This window comes from Ignatzschineria sp. F8392, from assembly GCF_002252045.1.
In the GTDB taxonomy this organism is placed as follows: Bacteria; Pseudomonadota; Gammaproteobacteria; order Cardiobacteriales; family Wohlfahrtiimonadaceae; genus Ignatzschineria.
Genome location: NZ_NEFF01000002.1, coordinates 63,515 through 89,071 on the forward strand (window position 1 = coordinate 63,515; position 25,557 = coordinate 89,071).

Annotated in this window: 18 protein-coding genes and 4 tRNA genes; 1 reads left to right on the forward strand and 21 read right to left on the reverse strand. The window is 42.1% G+C overall.

What is annotated here, in order from left to right; all coding sequences use genetic code 11:
• Positions 1-124: 124 nt before the first annotated feature.
• From B9T19_RS04545 to guaD, 21 genes are all read right to left on the reverse strand, one after another.
• Positions 125-637 carry a hypothetical protein gene (locus B9T19_RS04545; RefSeq protein ID WP_094567429.1) on the reverse strand — a complete coding sequence of 171 codons (513 nt, stop codon included), beginning with the start codon at positions 635-637 and terminating at the stop codon, positions 125-127.
• 180 nt (positions 638-817) lie between these two features.
• A complete protein-coding gene (locus B9T19_RS04550; protein ID WP_094567430.1) occupies positions 818-1,567 on the reverse strand; it encodes a ThiF family adenylyltransferase in 750 nt (249 codons plus the stop codon).
• A 449-nt stretch (positions 1,568-2,016) separates the two neighbouring features.
• A complete protein-coding gene (locus B9T19_RS04555; protein ID WP_094567431.1) occupies positions 2,017-2,595 on the reverse strand; it encodes a superoxide dismutase in 579 nt (192 codons plus the stop codon).
• A 556-nt stretch (positions 2,596-3,151) separates the two neighbouring features.
• On the reverse strand, positions 3,152-3,598 hold the full coding sequence (nusB, locus tag B9T19_RS04560) for a transcription antitermination factor NusB (protein ID WP_094567432.1): 447 nt from the start codon (positions 3,596-3,598) through the stop codon (positions 3,152-3,154).
• Between the two features lie 80 nt (positions 3,599-3,678).
• Complete coding sequence (gene rpoC, locus B9T19_RS04565; RefSeq protein WP_094567433.1) at positions 3,679-7,788, reverse strand: DNA-directed RNA polymerase subunit beta'; 4,110 nt, start codon at positions 7,786-7,788, stop codon at positions 3,679-3,681.
• A 67-nt stretch (positions 7,789-7,855) separates the two neighbouring features.
• On the reverse strand, positions 7,856-11,986 hold the full coding sequence (rpoB, locus tag B9T19_RS04570) for a DNA-directed RNA polymerase subunit beta (RefSeq protein WP_094567434.1): 4,131 nt from the start codon (positions 11,984-11,986) through the stop codon (positions 7,856-7,858).
• A gap of 205 nt (positions 11,987-12,191) precedes the next feature.
• Complete coding sequence (gene rplL, locus B9T19_RS04575) at positions 12,192-12,563, reverse strand: 50S ribosomal protein L7/L12 (protein ID WP_094567435.1); 372 nt, start codon at positions 12,561-12,563, stop codon at positions 12,192-12,194.
• Positions 12,564-12,636: 73 nt separating this feature from the next.
• Positions 12,637-13,146, reverse strand: coding sequence for a 50S ribosomal protein L10 (rplJ, locus tag B9T19_RS04580; protein ID WP_094567436.1), 510 nt, complete (start codon positions 13,144-13,146; stop codon positions 12,637-12,639).
• A gap of 250 nt (positions 13,147-13,396) precedes the next feature.
• Positions 13,397-14,086, reverse strand: coding sequence for a 50S ribosomal protein L1 (gene rplA, locus B9T19_RS04585; RefSeq protein WP_094567437.1), 690 nt, complete (start codon positions 14,084-14,086; stop codon positions 13,397-13,399).
• Position 14,087: 1 nt separating this feature from the next.
• Positions 14,088-14,519 carry a 50S ribosomal protein L11 gene (gene rplK, locus B9T19_RS04590; protein WP_094567438.1) on the reverse strand — a complete coding sequence of 144 codons (432 nt, stop codon included), beginning with the start codon at positions 14,517-14,519 and terminating at the stop codon, positions 14,088-14,090.
• A gap of 245 nt (positions 14,520-14,764) precedes the next feature.
• Positions 14,765-15,292 carry a transcription termination/antitermination protein NusG gene (nusG, locus tag B9T19_RS10675; protein ID WP_198959042.1) on the reverse strand — a complete coding sequence of 176 codons (528 nt, stop codon included), beginning with the start codon at positions 15,290-15,292 and terminating at the stop codon, positions 14,765-14,767.
• Between the two features lie 9 nt (positions 15,293-15,301).
• A complete protein-coding gene (gene secE / locus B9T19_RS10680) occupies positions 15,302-15,730 on the reverse strand; it encodes a preprotein translocase subunit SecE (RefSeq protein WP_198959044.1) in 429 nt (142 codons plus the stop codon).
• A 102-nt stretch (positions 15,731-15,832) separates the two neighbouring features.
• Positions 15,833-15,908: transfer RNA gene (locus tag B9T19_RS04600), tRNA-Trp, on the reverse strand.
• An 18-nt stretch (positions 15,909-15,926) separates the two neighbouring features.
• On the reverse strand, positions 15,927-17,117 hold the full coding sequence (gene tuf, locus B9T19_RS04605) for an elongation factor Tu (protein ID WP_094567439.1): 1,191 nt from the start codon (positions 17,115-17,117) through the stop codon (positions 15,927-15,929).
• Positions 17,118-17,159: 42 nt separating this feature from the next.
• Positions 17,160-17,235: transfer RNA gene (locus B9T19_RS04610), tRNA-Thr, on the reverse strand.
• 5 nt (positions 17,236-17,240) lie between these two features.
• Positions 17,241-17,314, reverse strand: a tRNA-Gly gene (locus B9T19_RS04615).
• A gap of 25 nt (positions 17,315-17,339) precedes the next feature.
• Positions 17,340-17,424: transfer RNA gene (locus tag B9T19_RS04620), tRNA-Tyr, on the reverse strand.
• A 175-nt stretch (positions 17,425-17,599) separates the two neighbouring features.
• A complete protein-coding gene (locus B9T19_RS04625) occupies positions 17,600-19,555 on the reverse strand; it encodes a murein L,D-transpeptidase (RefSeq protein WP_094567440.1) in 1,956 nt (651 codons plus the stop codon).
• A 391-nt stretch (positions 19,556-19,946) separates the two neighbouring features.
• Complete coding sequence (gene metA, locus B9T19_RS04630; protein WP_094567441.1) at positions 19,947-20,870, reverse strand: homoserine O-succinyltransferase; 924 nt, start codon at positions 20,868-20,870, stop codon at positions 19,947-19,949.
• 240 nt (positions 20,871-21,110) lie between these two features.
• Entirely contained in the window at positions 21,111-22,400 is a 1,290-nt protein-coding gene (locus B9T19_RS04635; RefSeq protein WP_094567442.1) for an O-acetylhomoserine aminocarboxypropyltransferase/cysteine synthase family protein, read from the reverse strand.
• Between the two features lie 859 nt (positions 22,401-23,259).
• Entirely contained in the window at positions 23,260-24,609 is a 1,350-nt protein-coding gene (gene guaD / locus B9T19_RS04645) for a guanine deaminase (protein ID WP_233146795.1), read from the reverse strand.
• Positions 24,610-24,918: 309 nt separating this feature from the next.
• Between guaD and B9T19_RS04650 the strand changes: the two genes are divergently transcribed.
• The gene (locus B9T19_RS04650; protein ID WP_094567444.1) at positions 24,919-25,476 is read left to right on the forward strand and encodes a MarR family winged helix-turn-helix transcriptional regulator; all 558 of its coding nucleotides are present in this window, start codon (positions 24,919-24,921) and stop codon (positions 25,474-25,476) included.
• Positions 25,477-25,557: the final 81 nt, after the last annotated feature.

Below are 25,557 nucleotides of genomic sequence, written 5' to 3' on the forward strand. Positions count from 1 at the left end.
CTATCTAGCTCCCATAGTTTCAACTATTCTAACTATTCCAACTCCAACTATTCCAACTATTTCAGCTGCTTTAATTGACCTTGATTCAGATCGGTTCAGATCGATGGGGGTCAATCAGAGTCGATTAGCCTCTCTTAAATTGATTCAAAGTGGGAAGGTAATACTCAATCAAGGAGAGCTGCTCTGCCTCTCTATAGAAGAGGGACCTTCGCGCCACAATGATCTCATCCTCTTTTAATCCCTTTTGTGCAAAATCGGGTAAATCATTAACCAAAATGAGCGCATACTCAAAAGGAGTGCGTTCAATGAGATTCTCTCCATTAAAGAGTCGTCTACCTAATGATTGAGTTCCGCAGTTGAGATATGCTTGCCAAAATTGAGAATCTAGATCACAGAGGCTCTCTGCAGCAATCACCGCTTTTTCCTCTAACTTTAATTTAACTCGGCGACTAAAAGCATTCTTATCAGCCACTTTGAGCGAACCTAAATAGAGAAGTTCGACACTAAATGCCGGGTTAAGTCCCTCTAATCCCTGTGTCAAAGATTGGATCGTCAAAAGAGGGAGATAGAGCTCAAGATCAAAGCCAGCCTCTATAAGAAGCGATCTGAGAGCCGATTGAGGATGCCAACTATCCATTTGAGAATTCCTTCAATAATTCTTAAACTGCTGCTTTCTAACAGCACTACACTACATTAGTATGAGTATGAGTATGAGTATGATAAAAACTCTAACCTAAAAGATAAGCGCTCAAATACAGATTGTATACCCTTTTAGAGGATAAGATTCGAGCCGTTAAATACGATTGATTAGATACGACTAGATACGCTTTGTAATTTTATTGATGATATAACCGGCAGCCATAATCCCCATCGTTGCTGTAACCGTCATGATAGAACCATACCCCTGACAATTCAGTCCGCCATTTGCGCTCTTTTTCGCTTGACTGTTCTCGCGACTAAAGACAACCGGAATACCTGCACGCTGAGTATAATCGGGGAAATGATAATCTTTTCGTAAAATCGATTTTAAACGCGCGCAGAGTGGATCATGGAATGTTGCATTAAGATCATCAATTAAGAGCGCATCCGCTAGACATTTTCCCCCGGCGGCCCCCGTTGAAATGATCTTATAACGATGCTGCTTAGCATAAGCTATCAATGCCGCCTTTACTCTCACCTCATCAATCGCATCTAAAATCCAAGCCTTTTTGCGATCGAGCGTTAAATAGTGATTAAGATTATCCTCTGTTAAAAAATCTTCAATCACCTCTACCTCACACGCGCTATTGATCTCAACAATCCGGCGCTTCATCTCTTCAACTTTCGATGCCCCAATCGTTGAACTTAATGCATGAATCTGCCGATTAATATTACTCTCTGCAATATTATCGAGATCGATGAGTGTTAACTTCCCGACTCCACTTCGCGCTAATGCCTCTACAGCCCAAGAGCCCACTCCACCGATTCCGATAACTACCACATGGCTCTCAGCAAGACGCTTCAAACCTTCTTTCTCATAGAGGCGCTCTAAAGTTGAAAATCGGCGCTGATAATCTTGCTCAAACATAAAAATCCTTGAAATATACGCTTACAGCGAATGGTCAATCATAAATTGATCTCTATTTTACATAAATTTTAAAAAGATAGCTGTTTCTCTGATTCTCTGATTCTCTCTAAGCTTTTTACAAACTCCTAAGAACGCTTCACTTCTCTGAAGATTCTCAAAATATCGCTCTGATCATAAAATCGTTTTTGGTCCTAAAATGGGTCCTAAAACGAGTCATAAAACGAGTCATAAAATGAGTCATAAAATGAGTCATAAAATGAGCCATAAAAAAAGGAGATATCAAATTGATATCTCCCATCTTTAAAATCAGCAATTCACGCTTTAATCGATACTACAATCTTATTGCTGTTAACTGAATATGAGGGTCTATTCTCATAATTGATTCCAATAAGATCGGTATGATCGGTATGATCAAAAAAATTGACCATAGATCACTGATTTTTAAATAATTAGCCTAAACGCTCGTTTACTTTATCCCAGTTAACTAGTGCCCAGAAATTTTCTAGGTAGTTAGGACGGCTATTACGGTAATCGATATAGTATGCATGCTCCCAAACATCACATGTTAAAAGTGGTGTTTGATCTTCTGTTAAAGGCGTTGCTGCGTTTGAGGTAGAGACTAGCTCGATTGAACCATCTTTGTTCTTCACAAGCCATGCCCAACCTGAACCGAATGTACCAATTGCACACTTGTCGAATGCTTTTTGGAACTCTTCAAAAGAACCCCATTTTTTATTGATCTCTTCAGCAATTTTACCTGTTGCTGCACCACCACCTTGTGGTTTTAAAGATTCCCAATAGAAGGTATGGTTCCATACTTGTGCCGCATTATTGAAGATTGGGCCTGATGATTTTAAGATGATCTCTTCTAAAGATGCATTTTCAAACTCAGTGCCTTCAATTAAAGTATTTAATGTATTTACATAAGTTTGGTGATGCTTACCATAGTGATACTCTAATGTCTCTTTAGAGATGTGTGGTGCAAGCGCATCTAATGCATAAGGTAATTTTGGTAATTCAAATGCCATTTCTTATTCTCCTTTCTTTCATTTTGATCTGATATTGAGCCTCTCATATCCCATATCATAGATCACTCCCGATAAACAATCTCTGTTTCTATCTGCTTATCTACGAGCTTTCCATGAAATGAACTTTCTTCAATTTACTCTTAAGACTTTTAATACTACTAATACCCTTAAGAGAGAGCCTCAATACCCCTTTACATAATAACAGGATTAGAGCCTTTCCGCTTATCTCAAACACCTTAAGCGATAGTTGCTGTAAAAAAGCCCAAAAGCATATAGGCCTTTGGGCTTCAATCTAATCTTAGAGTGCTATCTATTGAGCCACATTAGATCGATCAATAGCGATTTCACTTCAATCACCATTCTCTGCTCTGATCGATATGCCCCTATTTATCAACTTATCATAAAGATCTCATTGACAAAAAGTTGCTGTAGATCAATTTTATGCCTTTTCACCTATTAACTCAAGCTTAAGCATAAAGTAAAGCAGATCGAACATATCTCTCAAGCTCTTATATTATCTTTCTCGTATACTGTGGACTCTTTTCTAAAGACTCTTCTATTTCTCACCATTGCGTAATGGTACAGTTTTAGCGATTTTATCTAAAATACCATTCACATAACGGTGACTTCCCTCAGCGCCAAACTGCTTAGCTAGTTCTACTGCCTCATTGATCACTGACTTATAAGGAATATCGAGCTGATATTGCAACTCATAAGTTCCTAACCATAAGATCGCATGCTCAATCGGATCAACCTGCGTTACATCACGATCTAAAAATGGTGCAATGGTATTATCAAGCTCAGATCGCTTTTGGACAATATTTTGTAATAGCTCGTGGAAGTACTCACTATTTGCTTGAGCAAACTTCTCATTATCGGCTGCTAAATTAGCACTGATCTCATTGAGAGAACTCTGTGCAATTTGCCACTCATAGAGTGCTTGAATTAAAAAGAATCTTGCCGATTTTCTTGAAGCTATTAATTTACGCTTTGAAACAGACACGCGATATTTCCTCTTATATTGTGAATGAGAAAGCGCTCCCCTAAAGGAGCGCTCGATCAATAGTCTAAATCAACCAGTGACTACTTAGCTGCATTGCGACGCTCTTGATGATAGATAAGACCCGTTCCCGCAGGAATTAATCGACCTACGATAACGTTCTCTTTAAGACCACGGAGATGATCTTTCAAACCGCGAATCGATGCATCAGTTAAGACACGCGTTGTCTCTTGGAACGATGCTGCAGAGATAAAGCTATCTGTTGCAAGCGATGCTTTTGTGATACCGAGAAGAACAGGTTGGTAAGTTGCTGGAACTTTACCTTCTGCCTCTAAGCGATCATTCTCTTCGAGAACTGCCACATATTCTGCCTGCTCACCCTTAATAAAGGAGCTATCATTCGCCTCAAGAATCTCCACTTTACGGAGCATTTGACGAATAATGACTTCAATATGCTTATCAGAGATCTTAACCCCTTGGAGACGATAAACATCCTGAATCTCTTTTACTAAATATGCCGCAAGCTCTTTCACCCCTAAGAGGCGAAGAATATCGTGTGCACTTAACTCACCATCAACAATGATCTCACCCTTCTCAACAGTCTCCCCTTCGAAGACGTTGACATGACGCCATTTAGGAATTAACTCTTCATGAGCTACGCCTGCTGAGTCTGTGATAATAAGACGTTGTTTGCTCATTGTCTCACGACCAAAGCTCACAATACCAGTTGTCTCTGCAAGAATAGCCGCTTCCTTAGGACGACGCGCCTCAAAGAGGTCAGCAACTCGTGGAAGACCCCCGGTAATATCACGTGTTTTTGACGACTCTTGTGGAATACGCGCTAACGCATCCCCGATGGAGACAGCATCACCATCATTGAGGTTAAGAATCGCACCAACAGGAAGTGTATACATTGCTGTTACATCTGTTCCTGGGATATTGAGCTCATTACCTGCTTCATCAACAACATAGATTGATGGTCGTTTTCCACCGGTATTACGTTGCTTAGAATCGAGAACAATTAAGTTAGAGAGTCCGGTAATATCATCTGTCTGTTTCTGAACGTTGATGTTTTCTTCAAAATCAACAAACTTGATAAAACCTGAAACCTCAACAATAACGGGGATTGTATGTGGATCCCATGTTGCAACAACATCACCGATCTCAACACTACCACCCTCATCAACAACAATCGTCGCACCATAAGGAACTTTATAGCGTTCACGGTTACGTCCGAACTCATCCATAATGATAAGTTCACCTGAACGAGAGATCGAAACAAGGTTATTATCCTTATTACGAACCGTCTTCATACGGACAAGTTTCAATGTTCCTTTAGTCTTCACCTGAACATTAGAAACAGCTGCAGAACCTGATGCCGCACCCCCGATATGGAACGTACGCATCGTCAACTGTGTTCCCGGCTCACCGATCGACTGAGCAGCAATAACCCCAACGGCTTCACCAGGGTTAACAAGATGACCACGACCTAAGTCACGACCATAACATTTTGCACACAATCCATGACGATTTTTACACGTAATAGGTGAACGAGCGATTAACTCATCAACGCCCTTCTCATCGAGAAGCTCAACCGCAGCTTCATCTAAAAGAGTCCCTGCTGAGAAGAGAACCTCATCCGTTCCAGGAATGTAGACATCTTCGGCCACAACAAGTCCTAAAACGCGATCACGTAATGGTTCAACAATATCCCCACCTTCAACGATCGGCGTCATTAAGAGACCATCTGTTGTACCACAATCTTCATTGACAATCACAAGATCTTGAGCAACATCAACAAGACGACGTGTTAAGTAACCTGAGTTTGCTGTCTTCAATGCCGTATCTGCAAGACCTTTACGAGCACCATGCGTTGAGACGAAGTACTGAAGAACGTCGAGACCTTCACGGAAGTTTGCCGTAATTGGTGTTTCGATGATCGAACCATCTGGTTTTGCCATCAATCCACGCATCCCTGCAAGCTGACGGATCTGTGCCGCACTACCACGCGCTCCAGAGTCTGCCATCATAAAGATCGAGTTAAATGAAGTCTGCTCAACCTTTTCGCCTGTCTTCTCATCAACAACCTCATCTTTACCGAGGTTATTCATCATGGTTTTTGCAACCTCTTCGTTGGTGCGCGACCAGATATCGATCACTTTGTTATAACGTTCACCATTGGTCACTAAACCTTGTGAGTATTGTAACTGAACCTCTTTAACTTCTGCCTCAGCACGCTCAATAATCTCTTGCTTCTGTGGCGGGATCACCATATCTTCATAGCTGATTGATGAGCCTGAACGCATTGCATAGTAGAAGCCGGTATACATCAACTTATCAGCAAAGATAACGGTATCTTTAAGACCTAAGCGACGATAGCAACTGTTAATTAAGTTGGAGATCTCGCGTTTTGTTAAAACTTTGTCAATTAAAGAGAATGGAAGCCCTTCAGGAAGAAGATCCGTTAAGAGAATACGACCTACTGTCGATTCAACACGGCGATAAGTCTCTCCCTCTTTGGCATCCTCAAACATTGAGATCGGAAGACGAACAGAAACTTTTGCATGGACATCAAGCTCTTTTAAGACATAAGCACGATGAACTTCAGCAGTATCCGTAAAGACTCTTCCTTCCCCCTTCGCATTGATTCGCTCACGCGTCATATAGTAGAGACCTAAAACAACGTCCTGAGAAGGAACGATGATCGGCTCACCATTTGCCGGTGAAAGGATGTTGTTTGAAGACATCATCAATGCACGCGCTTCTAATTGTGACTCAATCGATAGAGGTACGTGAACCGCCATCTGGTCACCATCGAAGTCGGCGTTAAATGCAGTACAGACTAATGGGTGAAGCTGAATTGCTTTACCTTCGATCAATACTGGCTCAAATGCTTGAATCCCTAATCTATGAAGGGTCGGTGCACGGTTAAGAAGGATCGGATGCTCTGTAATAACATGTTCTAAGATATCCCAAACTTCCGGCACTTCACGCTCAACCATACGCTTTGCCGCTTTAATCGTTGTAGCAATACCGCGCTGGATCAATTGTGAGAAGATAAATGGTTTGAAGAGCTCAAGCGCCATCTGCTTTGGTAACCCACACTGATGTAGACGAAGTGTCGGACCAACAACGATTACAGAACGACCAGAGTAGTCAACACGCTTACCAAGAAGGTTTTGACGGAAGCGACCTTGCTTACCTTTGATCATATCGGCAAGTGATTTCAATGGGCGCTTATTCGCTCCAGAGATTGCACGACCACGACGACCATTATCGAGTAGAGAGTCTACTGACTCTTGAAGCATACGCTTCTCATTACGCACAATAATATCGGGCGCTTCTAACTCAAGAAGACGCTGTAGACGATTGTTACGGTTAATGACACGACGATAGAGATCATTGAGATCTGATGTCGCAAAACGTCCACCATCTAGTGGAACTAATGGGCGAAGATCCGGTGGTAATACAGGAAGATTTGTTAAGATCATCCACTCAGGTTTGTTACCTGATGAGATAAATGACTCAACCAGTTTTAGACGATTTGAGAGACGCTTGAACTTCGTCTCTGAGCGCGTCTCTTGAAGCTCTTCACGAAGACGTGAAGCTTCCTCTTCAAGATCTAGCGCTTTAAGAAGCTCTAAGATTGCCTCTGCACCCATTCGTGCATCAAACTCATCGCCATACTCTTCGATTGCATCTAAGAATTCTTCATCCGTTAAGACCTGACCATGCTCAAATGGTGTCATGCCTGGCTCAATCACAACAAAAGATTCAAAGTAGAGGATCTTCTCAATATCACGAAGTGTCATATCAAGAAGAAGACCGATACGGCTTGGTAACGATTTAAGATACCAAATATGTGCTACAGGTGACGCAAGGCTAATATGCCCCATACGCTCACGACGAACGTTTGAAAGTGTGACTTCAACGCCACATTTTTCACACACCACACCGCGATGTTTTAAACGCTTATACTTTCCACATAAGCACTCATAATCTTTTACAGGCCCGAAAATTTTCGCACAAAAGAGACCATCGCGTTCTGGTTTAAAGGTTCGATAATTGATCGTTTCTGGCTTTTTGACTTCACCATAAGACCAGCTAAGAATTTTCTCTGGCGATGCTAAACCGATCTTGATCGCATCAAAACCGCCTTTATCTTCCGTCTTAAATAAATTTAATAAGTTCATTCGTTATCTTCCAATGTATATTTAAAGAAATGTCTCTACGACGCAGTACTTAGAGAAGAGATGATGATTACTCATCATCCCCATCATTGACTGTGTCAATATCGATACCTAGAGAACGGATCTCTTTAATCAGTACGTTAAATGACTCAGGCATTCCCACTTCGATGTTATGCTCACCATTGACGATATTTTTGTAGACCGCTGTACGGCCAGCAACGTCATCTGATTTTACTGTTAACATCTCTTGTAGGGTATATGCAGCACCGTAAGCCTCAAGTGCCCACACTTCCATCTCCCCGAAACGCTGACCACCAAATTGTGCTTTACCACCTAATGGCTGTTGCGTTACAAGTGAGTATGGTCCTGTTGAACGAGCATGCATCTTATCATCAACCAAGTGGTTAAGTTTAAGCATATACATAAAGCCAACAGTAACAGGTCTATCAAATGCATCCCCTGTACGACCATCATAAAGGGTAATTTGACCAGACTCCGGAAGGTCTGCTAAGCGAAGCATACGACGCATCTCTTCTTCTGACGCACCATCAAATACAGGGCTTGCCATCGGAACCCCTTTACGGAGGTTGCCACAGAGCTCTAAGATCTCATCATCACTGAACTTATCAAGATCAATCTGTTGAGCACTCTCATCTTTATTGTAGATCTCGTCTAGGAAGCTACGAAGTTTTTGTACTTCAGCATGTGATTTGAGCATCTTATCGATCTTCAAACCCAAACCATGTGCCGCCCAACCTAAATGGGTCTCAAGGATCTGCCCGATATTCATACGGGAAGGTACCCCAAGTGGGTTAAGACAGATATCAACAGGTGTCCCATCTTCCATATAAGGCATATCTTCTTCTGGAACAATCATGGAGATAACCCCTTTGTTCCCGTGACGACCTGCCATCTTATCCCCAGGTTGAATACGACGTTTAACCGCAAGATAGACCTTCACCATCTTCAAGACACCAGGAGCTAACTCATCACCTTGGGTCAATTTCGCACGAAGTTCTTCAAACTTCTTATTCGACTCTTTACGTTGCTGATCTAATAGCGCTTTAAGTTTCACTAACTCTTCAGCAAGCTCCTCAGATTTCACTTTAAGATCGAGCCATTTTTCACGCTCTATACCTTGAAGATACCCTTCAGTGATCTTATCACCGGCTTTAATGCCCTTATTACCCGCAGCAACATCAGCACCAATTAAGCTCTTGCTTACACGCTCAAAGAGGTCATCTTCAAGAATACGAAGTTGGTCATTTAAGTCCTTACGAACACCACGGAGTTCGCGATCTTCAATCTCTTTCGCACGGCTATCTTTCTCGATGCCATCACGGGTGAAGACACGAACATCGATCACCGTTCCATCCATTCCTGAAGGAACGCGAAGCGAGTTATCTTTAACATCAGAAGCTTTCTCACCAAAGATAGCGCGAAGCAGTTTCTCTTCAGGCGTTAAAGTGGTCTCCCCTTTCGGTGATACTTTACCCACTAAGATATCGCCAGATTTAACTTCTGCACCGATATAAGCAATACCTGCTTCATCAAGTTTAGAGAGTGCTGATTCAGAAACATTAGGAATATCGGAGGTGATCTCTTCAGGTCCTAATTTTGTATCACGAGCAACACAGGTTAACTCTTCAATGTGGATCGTTGTAAAGCGCTCTTCTTTAACCACACGCTCTGAGATCAAGATGGAGTCTTCATAGTTGTAACCATTCCATGGCATGAACGCTACTAACATATTTTGACCAAGAGCAAGCTCACCTAAGTCCGTTGAAGGACCATCTGCTAAGATATCTTGACGCGATACAATATCACCCTCTTTCACCAATACTTTTTGGTTAACACAGGTGTTTGCATTCGAGCGCTGATATTTTGTGAGATTATAGATATCAACCCCAGATTGACCTACCACTGTCTCATCATCATTAACACGGATAATGATTCTTGTTGCATCAACATAATCAACAACTCCCCCACGCTTCGCAACAACACAGACCCCTGAGTCGCGCGCAACGATACGCTCCATACCTGTACCCACAAGTGGTTTATCAGCATTGAGTGTTGGAACTGCTTGACGTTGCATGTTTGATCCCATGAGAGCACGGTTCGCATCATCATGCTCAAGGAAGGGAATTAATGCTGCTGCTACAGACACAATCTGTTTAGGCGAGATATCGATATAGCTAATCTGCTCTTTTGTAAGAAGCGTAAACTCCCCACCTGAACGAGCAGCGATCAACTCTTCAACAAAAGCACCATCTTCATCTAATTTTGCATTCGCCTGCGCGATACCATAATTTGCTTCTTCATAAGCTGAGAGATAATCAACCTGATCTGTCACACGTCCATCAACAACTTTACGATATGGTGTCTCTAAGAAACCATAGCTATTGGTACGTGCATAACTTGCAAGTGAGTTGATAAGACCGATGTTAGGACCTTCCGGTGTTTCGATAGGACAAACACGGCCGTAGTGAGTTACATGAACGTCACGGACTTCAAAGCCTGCACGCTCACGTGTTAAACCACCTGGACCTAATGCAGAGATACGACGCTTATGAGTCACCTCTGATAATGGATTGTTCTGGTCCATAAATTGAGATAACTGCGAAGATCCGAAGAACTCCTTGATTGCCGCACCCACAGGTTTAGCATTGATAAGATCATGTGGTGTCAAACCCTCAGCTTCCGCTAAGAGAAGACGATCTTTAACTGCTCTTTCGATACGGACTAAACCGATACGATAGACGTTTTCAACCATCTCACCTACTGAACGAATACGACGGTTACCTAAATGGTCAACATCATCTACCTGTCCATGTCCATTGCGAATAGCAACCAACTCTTTTAAGACATCTAAAATATCTTGATTAGAGAGTGTACCTTCGCCGGTATCGCTATCACGACCGAGACGACGGTTGAACTTCATACGACCAACTGCAGAGAGATCATAACGATCACTTGTGAAGAAGAGGCTTGCAAAGAGATTCTCAGCAGCTTCTTTTGTAGGTGGCTCACCAGGACGCATCATTCGGTAGATTTCAATCTGCGCCTCTAATTGACTCTTCGTTGTATCAGCACGTAAAGTATCTGAGATATAAGCACCGCGATCGACATCATTCGTGAAGAGAACAGGAATCTCATTGATTCCATAAGCAACAAACTTTTCTAATGTCTCAGCTGTAATAACATCATTGGCTAATGCTAAGAGTTCACCGGTAGATTCATCCATAACATCTTGTGATAAGACTTTACCTACAAGATACTCAAATGGGACCTCTAACTCTTCAATACCCGCATCTTCAAGACGTTTAATATGACGAGCTGTTACACGACGCCCTTTCTCTACTAATACATCGCCATCGAGAATAATATCGAAAGCCGCCATCTCACCACGGAGGCGAGCAGGAACTAGCTCAAGGAAGAGCTTCTTCCCTTTAATTAAGAACTTATTCGTTTCAAAGAACTCAGCTAAGATCTCAGCATCAGAGAGACCTAAAGCTTTTAAGATGATTGTCGCATGTAATTTTCTGCGGCGATCGATACGAGCATAAACGAGATCTTTTGCATCAAACTCAAAATCCATCCAAGAACCACGGTAAGGGATAATTCTTGCGGAGAAGAGTAATTTACCAGATGAGTGTCCTTTCCCTTTATCATGATCGAAGAAGACACCGGGTGAACGATGGAGCTGAGAAACGATAACACGCTCAGTACCATTGATCACAAATGTACCATTTTCAGTCATTAAAGGAATTTCACCTAAATAGACACCACCGCGACCAAATTGATCGATATCCGCTTCACGGATCTCTTTAATTTCGCCGGTTTCTAAATCAGAAATTTTTAATCGCATCCCAATACGCAACGACGCTGCATAGGTCGTTCCACGCATCTGGCACTCGCGAACATCAAATTCAGGCTCGCCAATGTGATAATCCACATACTCTAAAGAGAGGCGAAAGCCGTTAGATGTTGCTGTTTTAGCTTTGATAGCTTCAATTGGGAAGATCGATTTAAACGCCGCGTGCAATCCTTGATCTCTACGCTCGCGTCTAGGGGTATGCTCTTGCAAAAAATTCTCGTAAGAGTCAATTTGTGTCGCGAGAAGGAAAGGGACTTCCTGAACTTCAATCTGCTGTCCGAAGTCTTTACGGATGCGTTTTTTTTCTGTAAACGAATAGACCATGCAATGTATTCCTCATAAGATGGGGAGTGTAAACATATAAATTAATCCTTTGGCCAAAAGGCCTAATTTATACGCTTGAAAAATATTTTTTAGAAGCTAGTAAAGGCTAGAGTCGTAACCCTAGCCTTTATGTTTCATTCTTAATTAAAAGAGTACCTGGTAATATCAGGCAGATAGTTGTACATCTCTTTTAATTATAGCCTGATTATTTAAGTTCAACAGTTGCGCCCGCTTCTTCAAGCTCAGCTTTGATCTTGTCTGCTTCTTCTTTAGATACTTGCTCTTTAACTGTTGCAGGTGCACCTTCAACAAGCGCTTTAGCATCACCAAGACCAAGACCTGTGATACCACGTACCACTTTGATAACGTTGATTTTCTTGTCGCCGATAGCTGTCATTACAACATCAAACTCAGTTTGAGCTTCTGCTGCTGCGCCAGCATCACCTGCAGGACCAGCTGCAACTGCAACTGCTGCTGTTACGCCAAATTTCTCTTCGATTGCAGAGATTAACTCCATAACTTCTGCAGTTTTCATCTCTTCAATTGCATTAAGGATATCTTCGTGTGAGATTGCCATAATATAACTCCTAAAATTATCTTAAAATTTTGATTAGTTAACGATTCTAAATTAAGAATTGTTAGCAGAGCGATTAAGCTGCTTCTGCTTCTTTCTTGTCTCTTACAGAAGCTAATGTTGCTGCAAGTTTCTGAACTGGTGCTTTCAATACCGCTAAGAACATTGAGATCGCCTCTTCCTTCGTTGGGAGTGACGCGATTGCTTTCAGTGCAGAACCATCATGGACTTCGCCATCATGGGCAATTGCTTTAACTACTAACTTCTCATTCGCTTTTTCCTTAAGGAAATTGTGAATAACACGTGCGCCGGCAACTGGATCTTCCTCGTTCATAGAGAAAGCCATGATGATCGGACCAACAAGACTTGGGATCGCATCTTCGAATTGAGTCTCTTTCAATGCAAGTCTTGCTAATGTATTTTTCACAACACGGATATCAACATCTGCTGATCTTGCCGCATTACGAAGAGATGTAATCTGAGCTACCGTAAGCCCGTGGTACTCAGAAAGAACTAGAGAGTGCGCATTATTTGCTAACCCACTAACCTCTTCTACCACTACTTGTTTACTTTGCAAAGAACTCATTTTTCACCTTTACATATCTGGTAATTACTTACCTGTTACAACACCCAAACAATTAAGTTTGGCCCTACGGTAACCCTAATCTAGAACCACCGTCTACGTAGACCATCTCGATAGCGCAAAACACTCGAGCTATCGAGACAATTAAACCCGAAGGGAATCTACGGTCTTCGACTCACCTTTAATTAAAACCAGCTTCTCCTAAAGAGGAGCTACTCAAAATTAAAAGATAAGTTCACATTCTCTATTTTGCTTATACCGAAGCTAAATCAACAGTAATACCAGGACCCATTGTGGTCGACACTGTTAATTTTTTAAGGTATACACCTTTTGCTGAAGCTGGCTTCAAACGAGTCAACTCAGTAATAAGCGCTTTAAGATTTTCTCTGATTGCATTTGCATCAAAGCTTACTTTACCAATTGCAGCGTGAATAATCCCTGCTTTATCAGTACGGAAACGTACTTGACCTGATTTTGCATTTTTAACAGCGGTCACCACGTCAGGCGTTACTGTACCAACACGTGGGTTAGGCATAAGGCCTCTAGGACCTAAGATCTGTCCTAATTGACCTACAACACGCATCGCATCTGGCGTTGCAATAACAACATCATAGTTGAGATCGCCACCTTTCATGCTCTCTGCGAGATCTTCAAATCCAACAACGTCCGCACCCGCTTCTTTAGCAGCTTCAGCGTTTGCACCCTGTGCAAATACTGCAACACGAACATCTTTACCCGTTCCGTTTGGCATAACTGTCGCACCACGAACAACTTGGTCTGATTTACGTGGATCAACACCTAAGTTAACTGCAACTTCAAATGATTCTTCAAATTTCGCTGCAGGAACTTTTTTAAGTGTCTCAACCGCTTCATCAAAAGAGTATACTTTTTCTGAATCGATTAACTCTAAGATAGCTTTTCTTTTTTTAGTTAACTTAGCCATATTACACACCCTCCACTTCGATACCCATTGAGCGTGCACTTCCTGCAATGATTCTTACCGCAGCATCTAAATCTGCTGAAGTTAAATCTGGCTCTTTAGTCTTCGCAATCTCTTCTAATTGCGCACGAGTCACTTTACCAACTTTTTGTGTATTTGGTTTTGGACTACCTGATTTGATACCGGCCGCTTTCTTTAAAAGATATGCTGCTGGTGGAGTTTTGGTGATAAATGTGAATGAACGGTCATTATAGACTGTAATCACAACTGGAATTGGCATACCAGGTTCCATCTGTTGTGTTGCTGCGTTAAACGCTTTACAGAATTCCATGATATTCACACCGTGCTGACCTAACGCCGGACCGATTGGTGGCGATGGGTTCGCCTTACCTGCCGCTACTTGCAGGTTGATATAAGACATTACTTTCTTTGCCATTTGGCGATACTCCTAATTGTATGGGTTAAACGCTCTTCAGCTCCCCAAGTTTTAAAAGACTCGGTATTGTAGCATTCTTTATCAAGCACTACAACTATTTATTCAAAAGAGAGGTGGATAAAACAAACCTCAAAATACTCCCAAAAACAGAAGAGAGCGTTAAAATCAAGAAATTAAAATTACTATTAACACCTTGATTTCAACACTCTCCTTAACTGCTTACTTTTCAGTGATGAGATATTAAACTACAGCTTCTCAACCTGACTAAATTCTAAATCAACAGGGGTTGCGCGACCAAAGATCATCACAGAGACTTTAATTCGCCCTTTATCTGAATCAACTTCAGTAACAGTACCATTAAACTCATTAAATGGACCATCGATAACGCGAACTTCCTCCCCTACCTCGTAGAGAACTTTCAATCTAGGACCCTCTTCAGCCTGAGCAATGCGATTTAAAATATGGTTTGCTTCACGCTCAGAGATAGGACTTGGACGATCACTCTTACCACCAACAAACCCAATCACTCGCGGAACGCTATTAACTAAGTGCCAAACTTCTTCATCCATATCTGCTTGAACTAAGACATAGCCCGGAAAGAATTTACGTTCACTCTTACGACGCTTACCATCTTTAACTTCTACTACTTCTTCAGTCGGCACTAAAATCTCACCAAACTTAGATTCAAGTCCTTCTCTTGCAATATATTCATGTAGTGCACGAACTACCTGTCCTTCGTACCCAGAATAAGCTTGTATCACATACCAATGCATCTTTCTCTCCTACGAAAATGACAATATAAATGAGATGATGTTCTTAATAATAAAATCAACAAACATCAAAAAGAGTAGCGTCACGACCATGACAACAATTACAAGCAAGGTCATCTTACGAGTCTCATCCATTGTTGGCCATACTACTCGGCGCAACTCCATTCTCGACTCCTTAAAGAAGACCACTAAGTTCTTCCCTGTTGGAGAGACAAAAAAGATCCCCGCACCAACAGCCAACCCAGCGATCAACGCGCCAAAAGAGTAGAGCATATTGATGCCCTCAAAGTAGTAATAGACAAAGATCCCTGCCAATACCACTAATACTGCAAGCCAGACTAAACCTTTACCGCTCTTAACTTCTTGCCCTTTAGTTTGTGAGGCTCTCTTTGCAACTGCGGGTTGCTCATTCACCTTTACAGGCTTTTTCTTTGTTTTCATCTTATTACTTCTCATTCATGCACATTAAACCGGCATTATACTAGATAATTTTGATTAGATAAAATAAAAGCAGTCAGAAACTAAACTGACTGCTTTATATTTTGGCGGGCCAAGAAGGAATCGAACCCTCAACCTACGGTTTTGGAGACCGTCGCTCTGCCAATTGAGCTATTGACCCAAATACTGCTAGCAGTAATTATGCAATAACTTTAGCTACAACACCTGCACCAACTGTACGACCACCTTCACGGATTGCGAAACGTAAACCTTCATCCATCGCGATTGGGTTGATTAACTCAACAACCATCTTGATGTTATCGCCAGGCATTACCATCTCTACACCTTCTGGAAGTTCAACTGCACCTGTTACGTCAGTTGTACGGAAGTAGAATTGTGGGCGGTATCCTTTGAAGAATGGAGTATGACGACCACCTTCTTCTTTAGATAATACATATACTTCTGCTTCAAATTTTGTGTGTGGCTTAATTGAACCTGGTTTTGCTAATACTTGACCACGCTCAACATCTTCACGTTTTGTACCACGAAGAAGAACACCAACGTTATCACCTGCTTGACCTTGATCAAGAAGCTTACGGAACATCTCAACGCCCGTACAAGTTGTTTTCTGAGTTGGACGAATTCCTACAATCTCAAGCTCTTCACCAGTCTTAACAATACCAGATTCGATACGGCCAGTTACAACTGTACCACGACCTGAAATTGAGAATACATCTTCGATAGGCATAAGGAATGGCTTATCGATTTCACGTACCGGCTCAGGAATCCACTCATCTAATGCTGCAAGAAGTTTTTTAATTGCAGGAACACCGATTTCAGACTCATCCCCTTCGATTGCTTTAAGCGCAGAACCTACGATTACTGGCGTATCATCACCTGGGAAATCGTATGCATCAAGAAGCTCACGAACTTCCATCTCTACTAACTCGATCAATTCAGGATCATCAACCATATCCGCTTTGTTTAAGAAAACAAGGATATATGGAACACCTACTTGACGAGATAAAAGGATGTGCTCACGTGTTTGTGGCATCGGACCATCAGCAGCTGAACAAACGAGGATTGCCCCATCCATCTGCGCCGCACCAGTGATCATGTTTTTAACATAGTCTGCGTGCCCTGGGCAGTCAACGTGTGCATAGTGACGGTTTTCAGACTCATACTCAACGTGTGAAGTTGAAATCGTGATACCACGCTCTCTCTCTTCCGGCGCATTATCGATCTGATCATATGCACGAACGTTTGCACCTACAGACTCATTACCTACTTTTGTTAAAGCAGCTGTCAATGTAGTTTTACCATGGTCAACGTGGCCAATTGTACCGACATTGACGTGCGGCTTATTACGACTAAAAGTTTCCTTTGACATAATATCACTCTTCTTGATTAGATTAATTACACGGAAGGGGAATGGTGCTCATAACCGGAATTGAACTGGTGACCTCGTCCTTACCAAGGACGCGCTCTACCAACTGAGCTATATGAGCAGAAATGGAGCGGGTGATGGGAATCGAACCCACACAATCAGCTTGGAAGGCTGAGATTCTACCATTGAACTACACCCGCGAAACTCATTTTTGAAGCTAAAATTTGGTGGTGGAGGTAGGATTCGAACCTACGAAGGCATAGCCGCCAGATTTACAGTCTAGTCCCTTTAACCACTCGGGAACTCCACCAGATAAGCCATCATTATACATTGAGTTTTCAATGTGTCAATTTAATTTTTGCTTATTTTTTTATCACTCTTTAAAATCTCTTTCAAACAATCTTTAAGCGATTTTAAGTGGTTTTTAAGCTATAGAAAGATAGCTCTTAAACAATTAAATTGAACTTTGGCTAACAGTGTAAACATCATTTCGAAAGATTACTGAGTGACTCTAGGAGCACTTTGTCTTTGCTGTAGATGTCAGCACGGAAAGAAATACTATCATTCTCTACTCTCGTTGTCATGTATAAAGTATAGACAGGTATCTTTTTATCCTTATTTAGACTGACATGAGCTTCCGAAGAGCGCTTAAATGCTGACTTTATCCGTTTTTGATCCCATCCTGCCTCGCCTAAAAAATACTCAGCAAGTTCTTCTGGATTCTCTATCCGCACACACCCTGAGCTAAAATCTCGTGATGTTTTATCGAAAAGATATTTTGAAGGGGTATCGTGCAGATAGATTGCATGTTCATTCGGGAACATAAATTTAACGCGACCTAAGGAGTTGTGATCGCCAGGATCTTGCCGTAACTGAAAAGGAAAGTTATTACGACTATATTGCGACCAATCTACCGTTCCGGGATCAATCTCTACCCCATTGCGAAAGATTCGAATCTTTGAGCGATTAAGCGCATAAGGGTTCTGCTTTAAGCGAGGAAGAAAATCATTGACAGCCATTGAACGAGGAACATGCCAATAGGGACTAAAGACAATATAACTCATCGGCGACATAAAGACCGGCGTCTTACGAGCGCCCCGCCCCACTACAGTTCGCGCATTAAGAACCTCTTTCCCCTCTTTAATAACAGCATAACGGAAACCGGGGATATCGACAGCAACATAGTGATTCCCCATTGTTGCCGGCATCCAGCGCCAACGCTCCATATTGATCTGAATCTGCTCGATACGATCACGGTTAGAGCGATTTAATTCGGTAATCGTCTTTGCTCCAGCGGCACCATCAGGCTCTAAAAGATGGGTCTTTTGAAATGCTTTAACCGCTTCTCCCATTTTTGCATCATAATACTTAGCATCGCCTGCATCATACCCCTGGTAATTGAGACGATCACGCATCTGAATCACACGCTCTCCACTCATGCCGGGCTTAATAGTAGGCCCTTTTGCAATCAGCGCCGGTTCTTGATCAAATTCTTTCGCCTTAAAGGCTCGAAGTGCTCGCTTTAAATTATGATATTCAGGATAAGCAGGTTGTAACTTATTCGCTACCGCTTGAGGATCATCACTCTCTATTAATGTTACTAAAACCTCAGGAGCATCCACTTTTCGCCCTTCTAGTAACCAATCAGGATCTCGCTTCTTCAATTCAGGCATTCCTACGACCATATCGCGGATATAGGCTAACATCCCTACCTGCAAAAGCTCATTGATCTCGGCCTGATAGAGAGCGGGGTCTGCTTGAAGGAGATTTTGAATACGCCCAACATGGTAGAGTTGTGGCAAGAGCCCCTCCTCCTCACTTGCTAAGAGAAGCTGATAGAGCGCCTCCCCCTTCGGAGTCAAGCCTTTCTGATTCACAAGGAGCGAAGAGCTATCTATTGATTCCTTAAACTGCTCTTTAAAACGTTGGTGAAAACGATTTAGGATATTATTACTGACCCGTGCTTGATAAGGGTAATTCTCCCCTGCCTTGGCTGCTTTTTCTGCCCAGTAATTAGCACGCGCACTATAATCGATCGCTTCTGTTGGCATTGTAAATCGCTGAAAATTTTCAGCAACGAGCGCCATCTCTTCCTCCGACTCATCAAGATCCTCCATCAATAATTGAGGATCTGAAGAGCTTATCTCTTCTACAACCTCAACAGGCGCTTGCGCTCTCTCTGCTACTTGCGAACGCAATTCTAAAGCGGGGATATTTTCTGACTCTTTCGGCGCTGAAACCATCTCAGTAACAGTAGTTATCTCAGATAGAGATTGCTCAGATAAGGGTTGCTCAGGAAGCTCACCCCCATCAAATAGCGACCCAATCGCATCAACATTATTAAGATCAACACGAATTTGTAACGACTTCTCCTCAGAAGCAACAACTGCCTCTGGAAAGAGCGCCATCCAGATCCCTACTGCAATAAGATGTCTTTTCATCTTGATTTTACCTCACCATTATAGGTATTTATTTACATAAATTTATTAATAAGAGATCGTTATAATACACTACTTTATAGAATATTTTATAGTGCCGATGATAGTACCGCTCTATAGCCCCCATTCGATTAATGATCTCCTCGATGCCCCCATCGATCTCTCTATCGATATCGACATCTATTTTTACGCTTTTTTATAAAAAAAGAGATAACCCATTTTCCTGGCTATCTCTCTTACCTCTCTCATCTCTCTCGATAATTGATGATTCATAATTTCGATTCTAGGGTTTCGACTTAAGGATTCCAATTTCAGGACCTCACTCTCAGAGAATATCCCCTAGCTCTTTTTAGCAAACGCTATGAACCTCATTCTACTGGTCTGACTCCCCTCTTTAACGCTTTTTAAGGGAGAGCAGATCAAATGGTGTCTCCTGATAGACGCAGTAGTTCAACCAATTAGCAAAGAGAAGATTACCATGAGAACGCCAAGTGACAAGCGGCGCCTCTGATGGATCATTGTTACGATAATAATTTTTAGGCGGATCGATCTTATCACCCCGCTCTAAATCACGGCGATACTCACGATCTAATGTGTCATGATCATATTCACCATGCCCCATAACATAGACGTGGCGCAGATCTCTATTGGCAACAATATGAACCCCTGCTTCTGCCGATTCCGCTAAGATCATTAACTCTTCATGCTCTAAGATCTCCTCTCTTCTTACCTCTGTATGACGACTATGAGGTGCATAAAATTGATCATCAAATCCTCTTAAGAGCTTCACATTTTGAGCGGTAACTTCATGAGGAAAGACGCCGAAGCACTTCTCCTCTAGTGAATGCTTATCTACGCCATAACGGTAGTAGAGCCCTGCTTGTGCGCCCCAGCAGATATAGAGTGTTGAGAAGACATTTTTATCCGCCCACTCCATGATCTCCGTTAACTCTTGCCAATACTGCACCTCCTCAAAAGGGATCGTCTCCACCGGAGCACCCGTAATAATAAAGCCATCAAAGGCATCCTCTTTAATACCCTCAAAAGTACGATAGAAGGTATCTAGATACGCTTTATCAGTATTTTTAGGTTGATAGCTCTCTGTCGCAATAAAGACGGGATCGATCTGTAGAGGAGTATTCCCTAAGACTCGAAGCAATTGTGTCTCCGTCACCTCTTTAAGCGGCATTAAATTTAAAATCGCAATTTTTAAGGGTCGAATATCTTGTGCGACAGCACGATCTTCATCCATGACGAAGATATTTTCATTTTTCAATACCTGGTAAGCAGGTAGCGCGTTAGGAATTTTAACCGGCATTTAGCCTCCTCATATTCCATTTCTCAATGTTAAAGCGATGGGGTAACACCTCAATAACATCTCAAAACAACATATCAATAATCTATTTTACCAATGAGAAAAGAGCTGCTTAATAGTGATAAACAGCTCTTTTGATTTTTAGTATTGATCATCTACCGCTTGTCGCTCTTAACGCTCGTATCGCCTCTAACAATCTATCGATAAGAGAATAAGCATCGATCATCAATACCCTATTAAGCCTTATGCTTGCTGTGATTTCTCTAATGCTTGATCAATATCTGCAATCAGATCATCAACATCCTCTAAACCGATAGAGAGACGGATCAACTCAGGCAGTACGCCGGCAAGTTTTAACCCCTCCTCATCGAGCTGTGAGTGAGTTGTTCCCGCAGGATGAATCACTAAGCTCTTCGCATCAGCCACATTGGCAAGAAGAGAGAAGATCTCTAAATTATCGATAAATTTAATGCTCGCCTCTTTCCCCCCTTTTACACCAAACGTGAAGATGGCGCCGACGCCTTTTGGGAAATAGTGCTGCGCTCGCTCATAATATTCACTTGAGGGTAATCCAGGATGTTTTACCCAAGCAACTGCCGGATGTTTTTCAAGATGCTTTGCGATCTTCAGGGCAGATTCAGTCATGCGCTCTACACGAAGACTTAAGGTCTCAGCGCCTAAAAGAATTAAGAATGCATTAAAGGGGCTAATACAGGCTCCGGTATCTCGTAATAGCTCAACACGCGCCTTTAAGATATAGGCCTGTTCACCAAGATCGGCATATTGCAAACCATGATAAGCGGCATCGGGAGTATTAAATCCAGGGTAACGCGGATTATCTTTATAGTTAAAGTTACCATTATCGACAATTGCGCCACCAATTGAGGTGCCGTGGCCACCAATATACTTTGTCAATGAGTGGACAATCACATTGATGCCATAGGATTTGAGATTGATCAGATAGGGGGTTCCGAAGGTATTATCAACAATCGTCACAATCTGATGCTTTTGTGCAATCTCAACAATCCTCTCAATATTGGGAATATTGATATCTGGATTGCCGATACTCTCAAAGAAGATCGCTTTTGTCTTCTCATTAATTAAGCTCTCCAATCCTGCGAAATCTTCCGGCTCAACAAAGTGAACCTTGATGCCAAACTGAGATTGTAAGCGATTATTAAAGAGGGTATAGGTTCCCCCATAGATCGTACTTAAGGTGATAATTTCATCACCAGGGGTTGCCACATTTAAAACAGCGTAGAGAATTGCGGCCATGCCAGAGCTTGTCGCTAATGCACCAACGCCCCCTTCTAATGCTGCAACACGCTTTTCAAGCACATCTGTTGTAGGATTCATAATCCGAGTATAGATATTACCCGGCTTTGCAAGCCCGAAAAGATCCGCCGCATGTTGCGAATCATCAAAAACATAACTTGAGGTTTGGTAGATTGGAACGGCTCTCGATTTGGTTTCATCAACCACTTGGCCGGCATGAACTTGTAGAGTATCGAAACTCCAGTTTTGGGTAGTCATTTAAAAGAACTCCTAAATTTTATTGGTTGCATATTCGATCCGCTCTAAAAAAGCGCTCTCTACACTTAGAGACGCACAAATCGCAGGATCGAGATATGAAAAAGTAATCACGCTAAGTCCAAAAAATTAGAAACATAAACTTAGGCGCTTAAGAGATAGCTATATCGCAGAGAAAAAGAGAAAGCAACTAAAATATTTCCCCCAACCTTACTCTTCTTTCACTAAAGCACTGCTCTCCCCTTCTCAAAAAATGATCTAAGAGAGTAGATCTCTGTAGGCTCTATCTTTTAAAAATTGAGCAGAGTAAAAATTTTCCTCGCCTTTACTTCCTATCCCTATCTTTTCACCGACTTTACCACTCTTATTCGCTTTAACTCTTTGGTTAAAGTGAGCAATAGGGAGAGATATTAAGATCATTCCGCAGCCAAAAAGAGAAGCAGAACAGAGCAAAAACAGTATCAAAAAATGCTCTTAACAGATATTAAATAGAAGATGATCAAGATCTAAAAAGAGTAACCAGCACTATTTCGTTTTCGATACTCTATCTCAATCTTACCCCAAAAAAAACGAGCGAAAAATAGTCAAACTTTTTCTATCTCTATTTCCCTTTTCCTCTCTCTATCATCTCCTAATTATTCTTTTTTAATATTACTTCTTATCCGATTACTACTTACCGGATTACTTCTTATCGGATTCCTTCTTATCGAATTGCTTCTTTCTGGGTTTCTTCTTCCTAGATTGCTTCTTACTGGAATAAAAAAGCCGGCAGCTTATTACGGCTACCGGCACTTTACAGCCCACTGTTCGTCGAGGTATCGATTCAATTTTGGAGAGAGATCATCAGTACCTCAAAGAGACGTTAGGCAGTGTAAACTGGTTCTCCTGCAATATAGGTGGCAGCAATTGCCCGATCATCCCCCATCATCATCTGAATAAAGAGCGCTTCCTCTAATGAAGAGGCAGAGTGCATACGATATTCGATGATCGGAGTTGATTTAAGATCTAAAATTGTCAAATCAGCCTCCATTCCTGGAGCAATTGAACCGATCTTCTCTTCAAGCTGAAGCGCTTCGGCTGTCCCACGGGTTGCAAGATAGAATGTATGTAGCGATGAATAGGGAGTCCCATTGAGTTGGGCCGCTTTATAGGCCTCATTCATCGTCTGCAAAATAGAGAAACTCGTCCCCGCACCTAAATCAGTCCCTAAACCGACCTTAATAGGACGCGCCTCTGCTTTGGCATGTTGGAGATTGAAAGCGCCACTGCCTAAAAAGAAGTTGGAGGTGGGGCAATGTGCTACAGCCGCACCACGCTCATGAAGAATCGCAAGCTCCCGCTCTGTTAAATGGACACCATGCCCGTAGATCGCACGATCTCGCAATAGACCATACTGATCATAAACATACGCATAGTCGAGTGCCTTAGGAAAGAGCGAACGAACCCACTCAATCTCATCGAGATTTTCAGAGATATGGGATTGAATCAATGTATCGGGATACTCTGCAGCTAACGCGCCGACCATCTCTAACTGCTCAAAAGTGGATGTTGGTGCAAATCGTGGCGTAATAACATACTCTGCCCGTCCACGCCCATGCCACTTTTCAATAAGCGCTTTCGATTCATCATAAGCACTTTGAGCAGTATCTAAGAGGGCTTCGGGCGCATTGCGATCCATACAGACCTTTCCAGCCATAACGCGCATATTGTAGCGCTCAGCCTCACTAAAAATCGCATCAACTGATTCTGGAAAGACAGTACAAAATATCGTCGAAGAGGTGACGCCATTACGATGTTGTTCTTGCAAAAAGCGTTTCGCCACTTGATCGGCATGAGCTCGATCTTTAAATTTCTGTTCAGCAATAAAGGTATATTGATTGAGCCAATCGATCAGCTGCTCACCGTAAGAAGCGATAATCTCTGTTTGGGGATAATGCACATGGCTATCGATAAATCCCGGCAAAATAAGGTGATCGCGATAGTGGGTAATCGGAGTATTTTCTAATGTAGGTAGTAACTGATCTGCTGAACCAACCGCGACAATCATCCCCCCTTCCATCACCACAATCGCATCTGACTCATAGCGATATGATTCCTCTAGCGGATGAAAAAATGGATCTTGATGGAAGGTTAATAGCGCCCCACGGATTGCTCTGCGCTCCCCTTGGTTTCTGGCATGCTTTAAATTTTGATCCATAACTGATTTCTGCATCGACATCTACCCTCAACTCCCCTCTAATCATAAAAAAACTTCCGCAAATCTCTTTGACGGAAGAATCTTTGTAGAAAGATACCATATTTTTGCTAAAAGCGATATCCTTCTCATAAGAGATCGCACTTGAGTGCCACTGCCAAAAAAGTGAAAAAACGTTATAATTGCCCTACCGTTAAAGATCATCAATCATAGATCATGATTCTATAACGATATTCTATAACGATTATTTATTGCATCCGATAGTAGAAGATCGATCAATACGGCACCTAAAATTTTCGGGATTAAAGTTACATAAGGAGCGAAATAATGCCCAAAGAGCCCCAAGAACAAGCGTGTGAAAGTACTCTTATAGAGAGTGATAACACCCCTCCTGATCTTGTTGATCAAGTGATTGAGAAGTGGCAAGCAACCCCACTTCAACAGATGGATTTTACCGGCACCGAAATTATCGGACGGATTGTACGAATGGACTCTTTCATCAATAAGATGATCGACGAAAACTTATCACGCTATCGCATCAATTTTGGGGACTTCAATATCTTGGCTGTTCTCCTTAGAGAAGAGAATCATCAACTCACTCCTGGTCGTATCCAAGAGTTGATCTTTGTCTCCTCTGGGGGGCTCTCTAATCGTATGATTCGCCTAGAAGCCAAAGGTCTCATTGAGCGCTCCACCGATCCTAAAGATCGAAGAGGTGTTATTGTAACGCTCACAGAAGAGGGGAAAGCATTGATTGAAAAAGTAGCACCTACCCATATCGATCTAGAGAACTCCCTTATCACACACTTATCGGATGAGGAGCGAGATATCTTTATCAAACTTCTTAAAAAGACACTTCGTCATGCAGAGATGATGAGCCGGTAATTAAGATCGATCGGTACAGATTGAGATGGAGTCTATCGAGATGACGATCGAGAAATAACAAAAAGAGACAATAAAAGAGGC